This is a genomic window from Filimonas lacunae, assembly GCF_002355595.1.
Lineage (GTDB): Bacteria > Bacteroidota > Bacteroidia > Chitinophagales > Chitinophagaceae > Filimonas > Filimonas lacunae.
This window is the reverse complement of the sequence record NZ_AP017422.1, coordinates 470152-487711: the sequence shown is the minus strand read 5'-3', so window position 1 is coordinate 487711 and position 17560 is coordinate 470152. Positions and strand designations below refer to the sequence as shown.

Here is a 17560-nt window from a genome sequence, read left to right as displayed (position 1 = left end):
GTACGGCGCGGAAAATAACATTCCGCGCCGTACGTCATTCTATGTTTGTATCTGGTAGATGAATTAGCTGTACATCTCTTGTCTCAGTTCTTTCACACGTGCATCGGCCAGGTACTCATCAAACGTCATCAGACGGTCAATGATGCCTTTAGGCGTTAACTCAATAATACGGGTAGCTACCGTTTGCATAAACGTATGGTCATGAGAAGTAAGCAACACTATACCAGGGAAAGCATTACAACCTTCGTTGAAGCTTTGGATACTTTCCAGGTCAAGGTGGTTGGTTGGCTGATCAAGCACCACTACGTTAGGGTTTTGCAGCATCATGCGGCTTACCATGCAACGTACTTTTTCACCACCGCTTAATACGTTGGTTTTTTTCGCAATATCATCACCGCTAAACAACATTTTACCCAGGAAACCTCTCAGGAAAGGTTCATCAGCATCTGTTACATGTGGTGGAACGAATTGACGTAACCAATCTAACAGGCTTAAGCCTTCTTTAAAGAACTCACCGTTTTCAATAGGCAGGTAGGCAGGTGTAATGGTAGTGCCCCATTCAAACTTACCGCCATCGGCCTTTTCATTATTATTGATGATTTCAAAGAAAGAGGTAACCGCCAGCGGGTTTTTGCTCAGGAAAGCAATTTTATCGCCTTTGTTTACACTAAAATTCACTTTATCAAACAGCTTGCTGCCATCTATGCTTTTGCTCAGGTTTTCCACGTTCAGAATCTGGTTACCCACTTCACGCTGCGGCTGGAAAATGATACCAGGGTAGCGGCGGTTAGAAGGTTCAATTTCTTCAATGGTTAATTTCTCCAAAGCTTTTTTACGGGAAGTAGCCTGCTTACTTTTAGAGGCGTTGGCGCTGAATCGGGCAATGAAGTCCATCAAAGCCTGACGCTTCTCTTCTGTTTTCTTATTCTTATCGGTGGCCTGGCGTGCTGCTAACTGAGAGCTTTCGTACCAGAAAGTATAGTTACCGGTAAATACTTTAATCTTACTTCTGTCCACATCCGCAACGTGTGTACATACCTGGTCCAGGAAGTGACGGTCATGGCTCACTACCAGTACCACGTTCTCGTATTCGGCCAGGAAGTTTTCCAACCAGCCAATGGTTTCAATATCCAGACCGTTGGTAGGTTCATCCAACAACAGGATGTCGGGGTTACCAAACAGAGCCTGCGCCAATAACACACGTACTTTCATGTTAGAAGGAATGTCCTTCATCAGGCTGTAGTGCATATCGTCAGTAATACCCAGGCTACCCAATAAGGTACCAGCATCACTTTCGGCAGTGTAACCGCCCATTTCACCAAATTCGCCTTCCAGCTCACCTGCTCTCAGACCATCTTCTTCGGTAAAATCTTCCTTTAAATAAATGGCATCTTTCTCGTGCATCACTTCCCACATTTTCTTGTGGCCCATCAGCACGGTATTTAATACCGTATGCTCATCAAATTCAAATTGGTTTTGTTTAAGGAACGACATACGCTCACCTTTCGTAATCTCCACCGAACCTTTGTTCGGCTCTATTTCGCCGCTCAGAATTTTCAGAAAGGTGGATTTACCTGCACCGTTTGCTCCGATTACACCGTAGCAGTTGCCTTTCATGAAATTGATATTTACTTCATCAAACAACACCCTTTTACCATAAGCCAGGGTAACATTTTTAACACTGATCATGCGTATTGCTCCTTAATAATTTATGCTGCTGCTTATTGCAGACAGGCCGCAAAAGTAGCACATTAATAGGTATAAAAAATAATGCGGGAACAGTAGATTCATCCACCTGCCGTTCCCGCACCTTTGATAAATTGTTTACAAAAGATTACTGCTTGCTGAAATCATATACAATATATACAGTGTTCCCTTCAAAGTTGATAGGAGAACGCAGTTGCATGGAGGTTTGATTCAAGGCGCTTACTTCCATACGATAACCTGTGGTTACATTTTTAGGCTTTACACCACCATCAACCCTTTTAAACTGGAAATACTGCGACTGACCTGATTTTTCGGTTGACCAGAAGATAAAACGTTCACCTGCAATACATTCTGATGCGCTGGCGTTCACCACATAGCTACCCTTTCCGTTCGATTGCAGGTTCCACTGGCTACCCTGTAAGCAGGAATAAGGCACATCGTCAAACACTGTGGCTTTAAACTTGGTGCCGGCAGGAATACCTTCAAAATGAATATTATTCAAAAACCAGGTGCCTGAATATCCCCATTTTTCGCTGTTGGTAATGCCTTTTGTGGGTCCGCAGGCAGTAAATGCTACAGAGACGAATGCTATGAAAGCAATAAACAGGTACTTAGGATGCTTTACCATAAAGTTATTTTTAGGATTATTTACAATTGCAGTGCCAAAGTTAAGGCACTGTTTGTCTAATTGTTTGAAAAATAAAGGGTTAAACAAAATATAAACATCGACGAATAGCACTACCATTCCGACCTGGCCGATGGCCCAACGTCCAGGGTAACAAACTTCCCACCCAGGTACTGGTGGTAGGCTGTAATGGCAATCATCCCCGCATTATCGGTACAATATTGAAAGGAAGGAATAAAGGTTTGCCACCCCTGCTGTTCGCCCATTTCTTTCAGCCGGTTGCGCAACCCGCTATTAGCACTTACCCCTCCGGCAATACATATTCTTTTAATACCCGTTTGCTGTACGGCCTTTTTTACCTTTTTCAACAATATATTAATAATGGTATGCTGTACGGAAGCACATAGATCGGCCACATTTTCGGAAACGAATTGCGGATTGGCCTTGGTTTGCGCCTGTAAAAAATACAAAACAGAGGTTTTAAGGCCGCTGAATGAAAAATTCAACTCCGGAATCTGTGGCTCGGCAAATGTGAAAGCTTTAGGATTACCGGTTTGGGCATATTTATCTACCAACGGACCGCCGGGGTAAGGTAACCCTAACAGTTTAGCTGTTTTATCAAACGCTTCTCCTGCTGCATCGTCAATAGTTTCGCCCAGCACTTCCAGGTGTAACGGACTGTGCGCCAACACAATCTGTGTATGACCACCGCTAACAGTCAAACACAGGAAAGGGAATTCCGGTTGTGGATCTTCAATCAGGTTGGCCAGCACATGCGCCTGCATGTGATGTACGGCTATCAGGGGTTTGTCCAGCGCCAGCGCCAATGATTTGGCAAACTGTCCGCCAACCAGCAGGCTGCCTATTAAACCCGGCGCCTGTGTAAAAGCAATGGCATCCATATCGGTCAGCTGCTTCCCGGCTGCTTGTAAAGCCGCATGCACCACCGGCACAATATTTTGCATATGTGCCCGGCTGGCCAGTTCAGGAACTACCCCGCCATATTGTTCATGCACCGCCTGACCGGCTATGTAATTGGATAAAATTTTCCCGTTTTCGCAAATGGCCGCACTGGTTTCGTCGCAACTCGACTCAATGGCCAGTATTCTGATATCTTGTTTCACCCTGCAAAATTACAATATAAAACCACCTACATGTTGAGCATAATAGAGGTGATAATAAAATCTGCTATCAGAATCAGTATACAATTAATGGTAACCGCCTGGGTAGCTGCTTTGGTAACAGCCAGCTCATCTCCTTTGGCATAATAACCCATAAAACCCGATATACTGGGTATTAAAAAAGAGAACACTACAATTTTTACAAAGGCCATCGTAACGCCAAACGGTTTAAAATCGTTCAGCAAACCAAAATGATATTCATTAGCAGTAAGTATCCCTTTACTTACACCCGCAATGCCACCTGCAATTAAACTCACAACTACTGCTACTACCATTAAAAGCGGGATCATGTACATACCCGCCAGTATGCGCGGTAATATAATAAAGGCTTTGGTGTTAATACCCATGATTTCCTGTGCATCTATCTGCTCGCTTAAACGCATGTAGCCTATTTCAGAAGCAATGCGAAAGCCAACAATAGCTGATAACACACAGGCTATACCTGTAGGCGCCAGCTCCAGGATAACGGAGTCGCGCGCCACCATACCAATTACAAATTTTGGGATAACAGGAATAGTGATCATGTACGCGGTTTGCACCACAGTTACCATTCCTAAAAACGCAGAGATACCTATTACAATCCAGAAAGTACGCAACCCAATCTCTTCACACTGCTGTATAAAAGCCTGCCAGTAAAGTTTGAAATTTTCGGGTCTGCCAAACGCTGATTTTACTAATAATATATACCTGCCTACAAGAGTTAATACGTTTACAAGCTGCTTCACGGGGTGCAATTTACAACCCTCCGGCTTATTTAGAGCGAATAGCTTCTACCGGATTCATTCTTGCCGCCATTAATGCGGGTATAATTCCTGCCGCTACCCCTAATATAAGGCATATGCTAAATGCCAGTATGATAACACCAGGGGCAATGATAATAGGAAATGGCAGTACGGTACTCAATCCCGCCGCCAGCAACCACACCAGTATTAAACCAATAACACCGCCTAACAGGCACAGGAAAGCGCTTTCCATTAAAAATTCAGAAAGTATAATTGTTTTTTTCGCACCAATGGCTTTTTTCAAACCTATCTGGCTGGTTCTTTCTTTTACGGTTACAAACATGATATTGGCTACACCAAAAGCCCCTACAATTAAACTCAGGCCTGCAATGGCCCAGCCACCAATATTCACCGTTCCAAAAAAGCCGCCTATCTGGTCGCTGAAAGCACTGATATCATTTAAGGCAAAATTATCTTCTTCCGTAGGACCTAAGCGGCGTATCTGGCGCATCACACCTTTCAGTTCATCCTGCAGTGCAGGTGTAGGCACATTCTCTTTTCCCTTTACCATAATATAGGGATCGAGATAAGTGGCATTTACATTATAGATACTGGCAAAAAATCGATACGAGGTTATTAATACATGGTCGTAATCTACTCCCCCAATCAGGCTGGAACCTTGCTTGGCTATCACTCCTGCAATGGTTACATTTTTCCTGTCAAACGAAATAGTTTTACCTACTGCCCTTTCGGCATTTCCGAACAATTGTTCGGCATTTTCAAACCCTATCACTGCCACTGCGCTGCCCTGCTTAAACTCCGCGTCTGTCATGTAACGGCCATAGGCAATATCAATGTTTTGAATGTTGTTGTAATCTTCGCTTACCCCATTAATATTTACATTGCTTAACTGATTGTCTTCGTAAGATATAGTAGTAGTGATAGAGTTAAAATAGCTTACATAAGCGGCTAACGAACTGCGCTCTTTTATAAAAGCCACCTCACCGTATTTAGGCACCGGGCGGTTTACAAATTTCCACCAGGGATAGTCACTGCTATTGGTGTATTCCCACTTATCTATATAGATACTGTTACTGCCAAAGTCGCTGATTTCTTTCTGAATTTTTCCCTCCATACTGCCCACCGTAGCCAGCACCCCTATAATACAGAAGATACCTATAGTGATACCGAACAGCGATAAAAATGTACGCAGCTTGTTTACTTTCAGCTCTTGCAAAGCCATTAAGAAGCCATTCAATAATATACCTGCAACTTTTAGCATGTATCAAATTTACAAGACAACCTGACAGAAATACATGGTATTTTATGAGCGGTAGCTAACAGTTGTTTATGGAACTATCAAAAGTTCCTGAAAATAAATTTTTCCAAAAAACGTAAACTGAAGATCGTGCCCTACCTTTGCAGCGAAATTCGTTCACAAATCTCTCATTATGACCTGGAAACAAGTGTTTACTTCTTCTGTGGGCCGAAAATTGACAATGGGCCTGTCCGGAATCTTCCTGATTTTATTTCTACTGGTTCATGCAGGGCTGAATGCCTGTATCTGGGCCAACGATGATGGTGAAATGTTTAACAGAGCTGCTCACTTCATGGGTGATAACGTAGTCCCGCGCATCCTCGAAATCGGGTTATTTGTATTTATCCTGTTACACATTATTCAGGGTTTTGCACTGGAAGCCAGCAACCGCAGCAAAAGAGGTGTTGGTTACGCAGTTAACTACGGCAACAGAGGTAGTAAATGGTACAGCCGCAGCATGGGTTTATTAGGTACTATCATTTTATTGTTCCTGATTACCCACCTGGTACATTTCTGGGTTCCTTCCCGTTTTACCGGTTTGGATGAAGTTGCTTTAACCAACGGTGTTATGGTACACAATCTGTTTAAGCAAATGGCTATTGTGTTTGAAAACCTGTGGGTTGTAGTATTATATGTAGTAGGTTGTATTTCTCTGGCCTATCACCTGGCGCATGGTTTCCAGAGTGCTTTCCGCACTATGGGCGTGCACAACAAAAGATATGTGGCCATGATTAAGTGCATGGGTTACGGTTTTGCAGTTATTGTGCCGCTGGCTTTTGCCCTAATGCCTGTTAGCATGCACTTTCATTGGATCAATATCCCAACCTACAACTAAAATCATTAAACGCATAAGAACAAATAGCAGGCCGCTGGTCAATAGCTCCTGTTACACTTGTTAACTTATAAACTTGGAAAAAATGTTAGACTCAAGAATTCCTGCCGGAAAATTAGAGGAAAAGTGGACCGATTATAAAGGACATTGCAAATTGGTAAACCCTGCCAATAAGCGTAAGCTGGAAATTATTATAGTAGGAACCGGCTTAGCAGGTGCTTCAGCTGCAGCTGCACTTGGCGAAATGGGTTATAAAGTAAAAACTTTCTGTTTCCAGGACAGCCCTCGCCGTGCACACTCTATCGCTGCACAAGGTGGTATCAACGCCGCCAAAAACTATCAGAACGATGGCGACTCTGTATTCCGTTTATTTTACGATACCATTAAAGGTGGCGACTACCGTGCACGTGAAGCCAACGTTCACCGTTTAGCTGAAGTAAGCGCTAACATTATTGACCAGTGCGTGGCACAAGGTGTACCTTTTGCACGTGAATATGGTGGTTTATTAAGCAACCGTTCCTTTGGTGGTACACAGGTACAAAGAACATTCTATGCTGCGGGTCAAACCGGTCAGCAATTATTAATAGGTGCTTACCAGGCGTTAGAGCGTCAGGTAGCATTAGGTACTGTTACTCAATACAGCCGTCACGAAATGCTGGAAGTGGTTACCGTTGATGGTAAGGCACGTGGTATTATTGCCCGCGACCTGGTTACCGGTAAACTGGAAAGACACTTTGGTCATGCTGTATTATTATGTACCGGTGGTTATGGCAACGTATTCTATTTAAGTACCAACGCTATGGGTAGCAACGTTACCGCAGCGTGGAAAGCACACAAAAAAGGTGCACACTTTGCCAACCCTTGTTACACTCAAATTCACCCAACCTGTATTCCTGTTACAGGCGACTATCAAAGTAAACTGACCCTGATGTCAGAATCTTTACGTAACGATGGTCGTATCTGGGTTCCTAAAAAACAAAACGATACCCGTAAAGCTGCCGACATTCCGGAAGACGAGCGTGATTACTACCTGGAAAGAAGGTATCCTGCCTTTGGTAACCTGGTACCACGTGACGTGGCTTCCCGTGCTGCAAAAGAAAGATGTGATGCCGGTTACGGTGTAGGTACTTCTAAACAGGCGGTTTACCTCGATTTTGCAGATGCGGTTATCCGTTACGGTAAAATTGAATGTGGTAAACTGGGCATCGAAGCTACTGCAGAAGTAGTTCGTGAGCATGGTTTAGCAGTAGTAAAAGAGAAATACGGTAACCTGTTTGATATGTATGACAAAATCACAGGTGAAAACCCATACGAAACCCCAATGCGTATTTACCCTGCGGTACACTATACCATGGGTGGTGTTTGGGTAGACTATGAACTGATGACTGCCGTACCAGGTTTATACGCTTTAGGTGAAGCTAACTTCAGCGATCACGGCGCCAACCGTTTAGGAGCTTCTGCACTGATGCAAGGTTTGGCTGATGGTTACTTTGTAATTCCTTATACTATCGGTAACTACCTGGCCGATGAAATTTACAACAAGCCTATCTCTGTAGAACATGAAGCATTTGCTGAGGCTGAAAAATCAGTAGCCGACCGCCTGAGTACCCTGATGAACATCAAGGGTAAGCAAAGCGTGGAAAGCCTGCACAAACGCCTGGGTAAAATCATGTGGGATAAATGTGGTATGGGCCGTACAGAACAAGGTTTGAAAGAAGCGATTGAAGAAATCCGCGCGCTGAAAAAAGAGTTCTGGAGCGATGTAAGAATTCCCGGTACCATTAACGAGTTTAACCCTGAGTTGGATAAGGCTGGTCGTGTGGCTGACTTTATTGAATTAGGAGAACTGATGTGTATCGATGCACTGAACAGAAATGAAAGCTGCGGCGGTCACTTCCGTGAAGAATATCAGACTCCGGATGGTGAAGCACAACGCGACGATGCCAACTACATGTATGTAGCTGCGTGGAAATACAAAGCTGAACATGAGTGGGAATTGTTCAAAGAGGAACTGAAATACGAGGTGATTAAACCTTCACAACGTAACTACAAATAATTAAATACTAAACCATTAAAACCCTCCCCTTAACCGGGGTATTACGGAGGTTGCTATGGAACATTATAATATGAACCTCACACTGAAAGTGTGGAGACAAGCAAACAGCGATTCTAAAGGCGGATTTGAAACGTATAAACTGAAAGATATTTCTTCGGAAATGTCTTTCCTGGAAATGTTCGACGTACTGAACGAGCAGCTGATTCATGAAGGTAAAGATGCAGTAGCGTTCGACCACGATTGCCGTGAAGGTATTTGTGGCGCCTGCTCTATGTATATCAACGGTAAACCACACGGCCCATGGGAACTGAACACAACCTGTCAGTTACACATGCGTGCGTTTAAAGATGGCGATACCATCGTTGTAGAGCCCTGGAGAGCAAAAGCTTTCCCGGTTATCAAAGACCTGGTAGTGGACCGTTCTTCTTTCGACCGCATTATCCAGAGCGGTGGTTATATTTCTGTAAATACCGGTAATGCCGTTGACGCCAACTCCTTACCTATCAAAAAAGAAAAAGCTGATGCCGCTTTCGCTGCAGCTACCTGTATTGGTTGCGGTGCGTGTGTAGCAGCTTGTAAAAACAGCTCGGCTATGTTATTTGTGAGCGCTAAGGTTTCGCACCTGGCCTTGCTGCCACAAGGTGAGCCCGAAGCTGACACCAGGGTACTGAACATGATTGCTCAAATGGATAAAGAAGGCTTTGGCGCATGTACCAACACTGGTGCTTGTGAAGCAACCTGTCCTAAAGGCATTTCACTATCAAACATCGCCCGTCTGAATAAAGAATATACATTAGCTTCTTTGATCGCTGAGTAATCGGCGGTTTCCGAAGTTGTATATATACTTGTACTAATAGCCAGAAGACTGTTCCTGCACGAACAGTCTTTTGTGTTTTATGTGGTATATTGTATTTCTAAACCTCACTTATGAAAATAACATATACCCTTGCTCTGCTATTTACAACACTCGCTGCCTGTAATAACAACACCACACAAAAGAATATGAAGGAGAACACATACCAATGGCCGCAGGGAGTAACACCTCCTGTTGCCGCCACTAAAGAACATATAAGAGTGATACACGGTGATACGGTAACCGATCCTTATTACTGGATGATCGACTATTTTAAGAAGGGGCCAGACAGCACCCAGGTAGTAGACTACCTGAAGGCCGAAAACGCCTACCTGGATACCATGCTGGATGGCCTGAAAAGCTTTAGGGAAAACCTGTTTACAGAAATGAAAAAACGGATTAAAGAGAAAGATGAATCCGTTCCGGTATTTAAAAACGGTTACTACTACTACACCCGCACCGAAGATGGTAAACAGTATTACAAATACTGCCGCAAAAAAGGCAGCCTGGAAGCCGCAGAAGAAATACTGCTGGACATAGATGCCCTGGCCGAAGGACATGCCTACTACTCAGCCGGTGGCTTTACCATCAGCCCCGACAACAACCTGCTGGCCTTTGGCGTAGATACGGTATCACGCCGTCAGTATACCATTCACGTTAAAAACCTGGCCACCGGCGAAATATATGATGATGCTGTTCGTTTAACCAGCGGTGATCCGGTGTGGGCCAATGATAATAAAACCCTGTTCTATACCGCCAATAACCCCGAAACACTGTTGTCGGAAAAAATTAAACGTCACGTACTGCACACCGATGTGCAACAGGATGTGGTGGTATATGAAGAGCAGGATAAAAGCAATTATATCAGCGTAGGCAAGTCCAAATCGGGCCAGTTTATCCTGATCACCTCCGAAGCTACCTTATCATCCGAAGTGCGGTTTATCGACGCTAATAAGCCCGAATCTGCCTTTGTTTTATTCCAGCCGCGACTGAAAGAAGTGTTGTATCACGTTACCCCGGTAGAAGGCAAGTTTTTAATCCTTACCAATAAGGATGCAAAGAACTTTCGCCTGATGGAATGCCCGCTCACTCAAACAGGTGTTGAACATTGGAAAGAAGTGATCGCCCACCGCACCGATGTGCTGCTGGAAGATATTGAAGAGTTTAAAGACTACCTGGTAGTAGAAGAACGCAAGAATGGCCTGATGCAGATACGCATCAGAAAACTGGCCGACAACAGCGAGCATTACCTCGATTTTGGCGAACCAGCCTATACCGCTTATACCAGTGGTAACCCCGAGTATAACAGCACCAACCTGCGTTATGCCTATACTTCACTAACTACGCCCGGTTCTATATTCGATTACAACCTGTTTACCAGCGAAAAAACATTGCGGAAACAGCAGGAAGTAGCTGGTGGCTATAATGCTGCCGAGTATGTTACCGAACGCTTATACGCTACAGCTAAAGATGGCTCCAAAGTACCTATCTCCCTGGTGTATAAGAAAGGCTTTACAAAAGACGGCAATGCACCGCTACTGCTGTACGCCTATGGCTCGTATGGCAGCAGCATGGATGCATCGTTCAGCAGCGCCCGTTTAAGCCTGTTAAACCGTGGTTTTGTATACGCCATAGCCCATATCAGGGGCGGGCAGGAAATGGGCCGCCAATGGTATGAAGATGGTAAAATGCTAAAGAAGAAAAACACCTTCACCGACTTCATTGACTGTGGCGAGTTTCTGGTAAAAGAAAAATATACCAGCCCCGAACATTTATATGCACAAGGTGGCAGCGCCGGTGGCCTGCTGATGGGCGCTGTAGTAAACATGGCTCCGCAGCTGTGGCATGGAGCTATTGCTCAGGTTCCTTTTGTAGACGTGGTAAACACTATGTTAGATGAAAGCATCCCACTTACCACCAACGAGTTTGACGAATGGGGTAATCCTAAAAACAAAGAGGCGTATGACTATATGAAAAGCTATTCGCCTTACGAGAACATAGAAGCCAAGGCCTACCCTAACCTGCTGGTGACTACCGGCCTGCACGACAGCCAGGTTCAGTATTTTGAACCTGCCAAATGGGTAGCCCGTTTACGAGCCACCAAAACCAATAACAACCTGTTGCTGTTACACACCAACATGGACTTTGGTCACGGCGGCGCCAGCGGACGTTTTGACTACCTGAAAGATGTAGCCTTGAACTATGCGTTTTTATTAGCACTGGAGGGCATTACACAATAGGATATGCCTAACAACTATTTTCAATTTAAACAATTCACAGTATACCAGGATGCCTGTGCCATGAAAGTGTGCACAGACGCCTGCTTGTTTGGCGCGTGGGTAGTAGCCGGATTAGGCCAACGCCCACAACCAGCGCAACAGGTGCTGGATATTGGCGGTGGCACCGGCTTATTGTCGCTGATGGTAGCACAGGAAACCAATGCTACTATCCACACCGTAGAGATAGATATAGCCGCAGCAGAACAGGCAACAGCCAACTTTGCCGGCAGCCCGTGGGCTAACAGGCTTTCAGTACATCAAACCGCTATACAGCAGTTTACTTCTTCCCTACAATACGATGTCATCATCAGCAATCCTCCTTTCTTTGAAAACGATTTAAAAAGCGCCAGCAACAAAAGAAACCTTGCTTTACACAGCGAAGCTTTATCGCTGGATGAATTGTTTAAGAATGTAGACAGGCTGTTACAGCCAGAGGGGGTGTTTGCTTTATTATTACCCTGGCACCGGCATAAGGAAGCCATTGCTATTGCAACTCAATCTGGATTGCATATGACAGCTATGGCCAGTATACAACAAACACCGGCACATAACAACTTTCGCGTGATGCTTTTATTTGAGCGGATAACACAGCACTCTTTTACACAAGAGCAGTTGGTGATACGCGATGCAGATAACTTGTACACACAAGAGTTTAGCAGGTTATTGAAAAATTTTTATTTACACCTATAGTACCTATAAAAAGCAAAATGCCATATCCACTTTGATACGGCATTTTGCATAATAATAAATATATTATCAACAACTGGCAGCCAGATTGTCACTTACTCATACATCTTATTCCCTACATAACATTTTCCACTGCGTGTTACTACACAGGGAGGAGCATATAGGCTGTAATCATTGCCAAACTCAGCAAACAAAAGCTGCTTTTGGGCGCGTGTATCCAGAATAAAATATCCCATTTTATCCTTCAAATACAGCCCGGAGCCCATGTCTTTATAAGTATTTCCTCCCATATAAATAAGTCCGTTACAAACAGTTGCATCGGTAGCACCTCCCTCAATAGCCTTCCATTGAAGTGTCCCCGAATTCATATCATAAGCAGTTCCATTTGTAAATACACTGTTATTTACAAAAACCTGTGAATTGGCATTATAAGAAATGGCACTTCCATAAATAACAGCCTGCTGAGCAAGAGTAGCAGAGTCATAGATAATACCCATATTCTCCGCAAACAGGTAAACATGTCCATTTCTTACCTGTATATTTCTGAAATTGTTTAGATTAGTAATGTCGGTTCTCGATATCAACGAACCATCTTTTGCAGCCACCACAGACAACGTACGATAATAAAAAGCATACACTTTATCCCCTGTTACAAAAGGTATATTTGAAGCAATAGTGGTTTGCCATGTCTTCTTTCCTGTGAGCGCATCAATTCCCGCAAGTCCCATCACCCCGGAAGTAACACCGGAATAGAAAATCATCCCATCTGCATAAGTCAGGTTGTAATTTCCATTGCTAAATTCACTGGTCATAGTCCACACAGGCGTGCCTGTGACAGCATTAAAAGCATAAACATTGGCATAGTCACTTATATAAACCAGTCCGTTTTTAACTATGGGATTTTTGGCCAGGTTTTTTTCCTGTAATTTCCTTTGCCATAACAGGTTTCCGGAAGTATCAAAAGCATACAAGTTACTGTCATAACCACCAACATATACCCTGCCCTGCACACATACTGGTGTGGCGTCCTGTATATCAGGCACATTCACTTTCCATTTCAGCTTTCCGTCAGAAGCATTTAAACAATATAAGGTAGAGTAGCCGCTAAAAAATACAGAAATAGCTGAATCTAACGTTTGGGTAGTGAACTGTAACTCATTGCCATAAACAGTACCTTTTGTAGTCTGGTAATACGAACGTACATAATACCGGGTTTCTGGCTGTAGCTCAGTGAGAGTGCAGCTGAATTTGCTTTCCCTGCTGGTGGAAGTCACTTTCGAATTTTCCAAAACAGGTTGCGATGCTGTATTGTAACACACACCCAATCCAATAATAGAATCTCCAGATGCCTGCTCCGATGGAAGGCCGGACAAACCATCTGTCGAGATAGTTGCTTTGCAAACAGCACTATTATATAAGATATCAATAATGGTGTCAGTGGTGATGCTTATTTGAACTGGCTCTGATCCGTCTTTTTTAGTACAGCATAATAACACACAGCCTATCAAAAAGCTACATAAGGTTAATTTCAAGTTTTTAAGGGTTGAAAATTGGGCTGATTTCATTGTAGTTAATTTCGGCGACAAATCTAGTTAATCATCGCCATCACAGTGGCAAAATACATCCTTTCAGATAACGTTTATTTTTCATACAGTTTGGGTTGTGCTAAAAAATTAAAGCGGGATTAACGCATTTGCTAATCCCGCTTTAATTATTTTTTACTCTTTCTGTGTATACAAATTCAACCACTCAGTCTTTCTTTCCATTGGGCATAAAAAACATAAATAAAAACCCCATCATCAATATCAGGCCAATGTATTCCAGCACAATACTCATCGTAAAATGCGCCTGCTGGTGCATTATCTGGCTGCGGTACAGGAAAGTAATTACCAATACCAGTGTGCAATACAAAACACCTCTTAAAAATCGATTCCGTCTCATATCATCGGGTTATGCTATAAAAGTAAAGAGGAATTAACGTGTTTGTTAATTCCTCTTCTTTTATTTTTTACCTCAGCTATCTAAGGCACTATTATCGTTTTTGTTTGATAAGTATGTGCACTAAAATAACCTAACGCACCACCCTTGATATTGGAAACCGGGTTAGCTGGCGTTGCCTGCTGGTTTTCACCGGTAGCGCTGGCATCCAGGCTGTACCAATATTTATACACGTTCATATCAATACACATCATATCTACCCGCAGGTTGTCACCGGTTTTAATGTCTCTCGATTTATCGTCATCGTCGTCATTAAAATAAAACAGTTTCCGGTTTACATCGTTACCATCTGTCAAATCATCATCACGTACAAAAATGGTTTTCTCTTTTTTTCCATTCACATACTGCACCCAGCGGTAAGCATTACCCTTTCCGGCAGGATCTTTAAAATCCACATTGGCAATGTTCTTTTCATCACCAAACAGGGTTTCCTTGCTTACATACAGGCTGTCCATATTTACCAGCGGCGGCATGGCAGAAGTGGCAGTATAAGTAGTGGAGCCAATGGTAACTGTAAGTGCATAAGTATGACCAATAGTGCCATAGAATGCTGTAGTGGTGTAAGAACCATCCCCTTTGTCATCCAGTGTTACAGGAGCACCACCGTTATCGCTGATAGTAACCGTAGCACCGGTAATACCCGGAAAGTTATTATCATCGGAAAAATTCTTGGTTTGCGATATCAGCACTTTAGGCGCTACATCTTCCTGGTTGGTAATTACCCCTTCAATTACATATTTAGGAGATGCATTATTCAGGTTAATATCAATGACCCTTTCACAGCTACCCAGGAAGCTGGCTGCTAACAGAACCAATGATAAGCGGCATATATTTTTCATTGTTTGCATTAGAATTTAAAGTTGTAAGAAACGGAAGGCACAAATTTGAACAACGCTACACGAACCGCTTCTGTTTTATTAGGATCGTCTTTGCTTTCGCGGAAGGTGATGGTGTAAGCATTCTCCCTGCCATATGCATTGTACAGGCTAAAGGTTAACTCACTGCTGAATTTCTTTTTCTCTTTCAGCTTTAAAGTAGCTCCTAAGTCTAACCTGTGGTAGTTAGGCATGCGATAGCCATTACGTTCTGTGTAATAAAACACTACCTGGTCGTCTACACGATACTTACCACTTGGAAAAGTGATGGCGTCACCGGTATAGAAGATCCAGTTAGCACTTAAAGTCCATTTTTTGTTCAGCTGATACATACCTACTATGGCAATGTCGTGGGTTCTGTCCTGACGGGCATTGTACCACGAGCCGTTGTTAATACCCTCAATCTTACGCTCGGTTTTAGATAAGGTATAGCTTAGCCAGCCGGTAAACTTACCTGCTTTCTTTTTCAGCAACCACTCAATACCATAGGCACGGCCTTTACCATACAACAGTTGCGTTTCAATGGCATCGTTGTTAAACACATCTGCGCCATCTCGGTAATCGATCTGGTTTTGCATGGTTTTGTAATAAGCTTCTACAGTCAACTCGTAGGCGTTATTAGCCAGGTTTTTATAATAACCTAACGATACCTGGTCAGATATTTCCGGCTTGATAATGTTGGTGCTGGCCACCCACTTATCGGTAGGAGAAGAAGAAGTAGAGTTAGAAATCAGGTGCAGGTTTTGCACGTTACGTGCATAACTGGTTTTCAAAGAAGCCGAACTGTTTAACTGGTAGCTTACTGCTGCACGTGGCTCCAGGTTAAAATAGGTTTTTACCACCTGACCGCTGTTATAATGCAGGGTGTCTACAATATTACCATTCGCATCTACATTGTAAAAGTCGCCAGCTCCTAATATGCTGAAGGCAGTAGCTCTTACACCATAAGAAACGTTCAGCTTTGGCGATACCTTCCAGTTATCACTTACGTAGGCTGCGTTTTCCCAGGAATATCTTTTTTGCAGAATACTGTTATTAAAGCTGGAGTTTTCACCCGAAGTAATTTCACCAGGACGCATGGTATGGTAAATAGCATTTACCCCAATACGAATGTTGTGTTTGTCACTGGCATACCACTGTAACTCTTCTTTAATGTTCCAGTCCCTGATTTGTGAAAACACATCCACATCGTTACTACCACTGCGGATGGATATTTTATAATCGTAGTTGCTGAATATCAAAGAGGTGTTAGAGAACAGTTTGTTGCTAAAGATGTGGTTCCAGCGCATAGTGCCGGTGCCATTACCCCATGCCAGGGAAAAGGTTTTACCTACACCCAGTTTGTCGCGGCCAAAGTAACCAGATAAATACAGTTTGTCTTTGCTACCCAGGGTAAAGTTCAGCTTCGCGTTTAAGTCGTAAAAGTACAAGCTGTTCTGGTTGATAGCTGTGTCTTTGGAAGCTTTCAGGAACAAATCAATGTAAGTACGGCGGCCAGATACCAGGAAAGAGGATTTGTCTTTCTGAATAGGCCCTTCGGCATTCAGCTTGGCCGAAATTAAGCCAATGCTGCCCCCTACGTTATAATCCTGGTTATTACCATCATTCATTTTAATATCCAGCACAGAAGATAAACGTCCGCCATATTGTGCAGGCATACCACCTTTATATACGTTGATGTCTTTAATAGCATCTGAGTTAAAGGTAGAGAAGAAGCCCAGCAGGTGCGATGCGTTATATACCGGCGCTTCATCCAGCAGAATCAGGTTTTGATCGGCTGCACCACCACGTACATAAAAACCGCTGCTACCTTCACCTGCCGATTTAATACCAGGCAACAGCTGAATGGTTTTCAATACATCGCGCTCGCCCAGTAACACCGGGATGTTCTTGGTTTCCTTCATCGTTAACCGCTCTACCCCCATTTGCGTGCTGGTTAAGCTACGGCTGCTGGTGGACGAAGCAGATACTGTTACGCCTTCCAGCTCTTTCGCGGCAGCATCCTCCAATGCCACATCTATCCGCTGGTTAGCAGTGAGGTTAATGTCCAGTTGTTTCACTGCCATGCCCACTGCGCTAATTTCCAGCACATGCTTTCCCTTAGGTAGCGTTATGGAGTAAAAACCATAATCATTGCTGGTAGTACCTACTGATAAGTCTACCACTCGTACAGAAGCTCCGATCAGAGTTTCTCCATTTTTCTTCGATTTCACCACACCGCTTACAGCAAATTTTTCCTGCGCCTGTGCATAGGAAAAACAGGTTGCTACCAACGTTGTGATAAACAAAAGCCTTACAATTGTTTCTTTCATTTTGTTACCGTGTAAAACCAGGTTAAGTAATAAATGTATTGACGGGCAAAACGCCTTTACCGTTGCGCCGCAAACATAATAGGAAATAACCTATATGAGCTTACCGTTTATACAA

14 protein-coding genes are annotated in these 17560 nt (G+C 43.5%); 5 read left to right on the top strand and 9 right to left on the bottom strand.

All coding sequences use genetic code 11. From position 1 onward, the window contains the following. Positions 1-63: 63 nt before the first annotated feature. The 5 genes from FLA_RS01940 to FLA_RS01920 form a co-directional block, all read right to left on the bottom strand. Positions 64-1689: an ABC-F family ATP-binding cassette domain-containing protein gene (locus FLA_RS01940; protein WP_076381724.1), complete on the bottom strand. Its 1626-nt coding sequence runs from the start codon at positions 1687-1689 to the stop codon at positions 64-66. A gap of 145 nt (positions 1690-1834) precedes the next feature. Next, on the bottom strand, positions 1835-2335 hold the full coding sequence (locus tag FLA_RS01935) for a hypothetical protein (protein ID WP_144264141.1): 501 nt from the start codon (positions 2333-2335) through the stop codon (positions 1835-1837). A 110-nt stretch (positions 2336-2445) separates the two neighbouring features. Further along, positions 2446-3456 (bottom strand): tRNA (adenosine(37)-N6)-threonylcarbamoyltransferase complex transferase subunit TsaD, encoded by a 1011-nt coding sequence (tsaD, locus tag FLA_RS01930; RefSeq protein WP_076381722.1) that lies wholly within the window; start codon positions 3454-3456, stop codon positions 2446-2448. Positions 3457-3482: 26 nt separating this feature from the next. Further along, positions 3483-4238 carry an MlaE family ABC transporter permease gene (locus tag FLA_RS01925; protein WP_076381721.1) on the bottom strand — a complete coding sequence of 252 codons (756 nt, stop codon included), beginning with the start codon at positions 4236-4238 and terminating at the stop codon, positions 3483-3485. Between the two features lie 25 nt (positions 4239-4263). Further along, on the bottom strand, positions 4264-5517 hold the full coding sequence (locus FLA_RS01920) for an ABC transporter permease (RefSeq protein ID WP_076381720.1): 1254 nt from the start codon (positions 5515-5517) through the stop codon (positions 4264-4266). A gap of 169 nt (positions 5518-5686) precedes the next feature. Here FLA_RS01920 and FLA_RS01915 point away from each other — a divergent pair, with 169 nt between their 5' ends. The 5 genes from FLA_RS01915 to FLA_RS01895 all read left to right on the top strand — a co-directional run bounded on the left by FLA_RS01915 (position 5687) and on the right by FLA_RS01895 (position 12263). Continuing rightward, positions 5687-6388, top strand: coding sequence for a succinate dehydrogenase cytochrome b subunit (locus tag FLA_RS01915; RefSeq protein ID WP_076381719.1), 702 nt, complete (start codon positions 5687-5689; stop codon positions 6386-6388). Positions 6389-6470: 82 nt separating this feature from the next. Further along, positions 6471-8441 (top strand): fumarate reductase/succinate dehydrogenase flavoprotein subunit, encoded by a 1971-nt coding sequence (locus tag FLA_RS01910; RefSeq protein WP_076381718.1) that lies wholly within the window; start codon positions 6471-6473, stop codon positions 8439-8441. Positions 8442-8496: 55 nt separating this feature from the next. Beyond that, entirely contained in the window at positions 8497-9258 is a 762-nt protein-coding gene (locus FLA_RS01905; RefSeq protein WP_076381717.1) for a succinate dehydrogenase/fumarate reductase iron-sulfur subunit, read from the top strand. Between the two features lie 110 nt (positions 9259-9368). Then, positions 9369-11534 carry a S9 family peptidase gene (locus FLA_RS01900; protein WP_076381716.1) on the top strand — a complete coding sequence of 722 codons (2166 nt, stop codon included), beginning with the start codon at positions 9369-9371 and terminating at the stop codon, positions 11532-11534. A 3-nt stretch (positions 11535-11537) separates the two neighbouring features. Further along, positions 11538-12263, top strand: coding sequence for a tRNA1(Val) (adenine(37)-N6)-methyltransferase (locus FLA_RS01895; protein WP_076381715.1), 726 nt, complete (start codon positions 11538-11540; stop codon positions 12261-12263). 92 nt (positions 12264-12355) lie between these two features. Here FLA_RS01895 and FLA_RS01890 read toward each other — a convergent pair whose 3' ends face one another. The 4 genes from FLA_RS01890 to FLA_RS01880 form a co-directional block, all read right to left on the bottom strand. Beyond that, positions 12356-13792, bottom strand: coding sequence for a PQQ-binding-like beta-propeller repeat protein (locus FLA_RS01890; protein WP_159445174.1), 1437 nt, complete (start codon positions 13790-13792; stop codon positions 12356-12358). 217 nt (positions 13793-14009) lie between these two features. Further along, positions 14010-14201: a hypothetical protein gene (locus tag FLA_RS31085; RefSeq protein WP_144264140.1), complete on the bottom strand. Its 192-nt coding sequence runs from the start codon at positions 14199-14201 to the stop codon at positions 14010-14012. 80 nt (positions 14202-14281) lie between these two features. Next, the gene (locus FLA_RS01885) at positions 14282-15097 is read right to left on the bottom strand and encodes a DUF4249 domain-containing protein (protein WP_076381858.1); all 816 of its coding nucleotides are present in this window, start codon (positions 15095-15097) and stop codon (positions 14282-14284) included. 8 nt (positions 15098-15105) lie between these two features. Further along, positions 15106-17445: a TonB-dependent receptor gene (locus FLA_RS01880; protein WP_076381713.1), complete on the bottom strand. Its 2340-nt coding sequence runs from the start codon at positions 17443-17445 to the stop codon at positions 15106-15108. Between the last annotated feature and the right edge of the window lie 115 nt (positions 17446-17560).

Bases quoted from the DNA above. Each gene is read 5' to 3' on its own strand.
- FLA_RS01940 (WP_076381724.1), bottom strand. From the start codon at position 1,689: ATGATCAGTGTTAAAAATGTTACCCTGGCTTATGGTAAAAGGGTGTTG.
- FLA_RS01935 (WP_144264141.1), bottom strand. From the start codon at position 2,335: ATGGTAAAGCATCCTAAGTACCTGTTTATTGCTTTCATAGCATTCGTC.
- FLA_RS01920 (WP_076381720.1), bottom strand. From the start codon at position 5,517: ATGCTAAAAGTTGCAGGTATATTATTGAATGGCTTCTTAATGGCTTTG.
- FLA_RS01915 (WP_076381719.1), top strand. From the start codon at position 5,687: ATGACCTGGAAACAAGTGTTTACTTCTTCTGTGGGCCGAAAATTGACA.
- FLA_RS01910 (WP_076381718.1), top strand. From the start codon at position 6,471: ATGTTAGACTCAAGAATTCCTGCCGGAAAATTAGAGGAAAAGTGGACC.
- FLA_RS01905 (WP_076381717.1), top strand. From the start codon at position 8,497: ATGGAACATTATAATATGAACCTCACACTGAAAGTGTGGAGACAAGCA.
- FLA_RS01900 (WP_076381716.1), top strand. From the start codon at position 9,369: ATGAAAATAACATATACCCTTGCTCTGCTATTTACAACACTCGCTGCC.
- FLA_RS01895 (WP_076381715.1), top strand. From the start codon at position 11,538: ATGCCTAACAACTATTTTCAATTTAAACAATTCACAGTATACCAGGAT.
- FLA_RS31085 (WP_144264140.1), bottom strand. From the start codon at position 14,201: ATGAGACGGAATCGATTTTTAAGAGGTGTTTTGTATTGCACACTGGTA.
- FLA_RS01885 (WP_076381858.1), bottom strand. From the start codon at position 15,097: ATGAAAAATATATGCCGCTTATCATTGGTTCTGTTAGCAGCCAGCTTC.
- FLA_RS01880 (WP_076381713.1), bottom strand. From the start codon at position 17,445: ATGAAAGAAACAATTGTAAGGCTTTTGTTTATCACAACGTTGGTAGCA.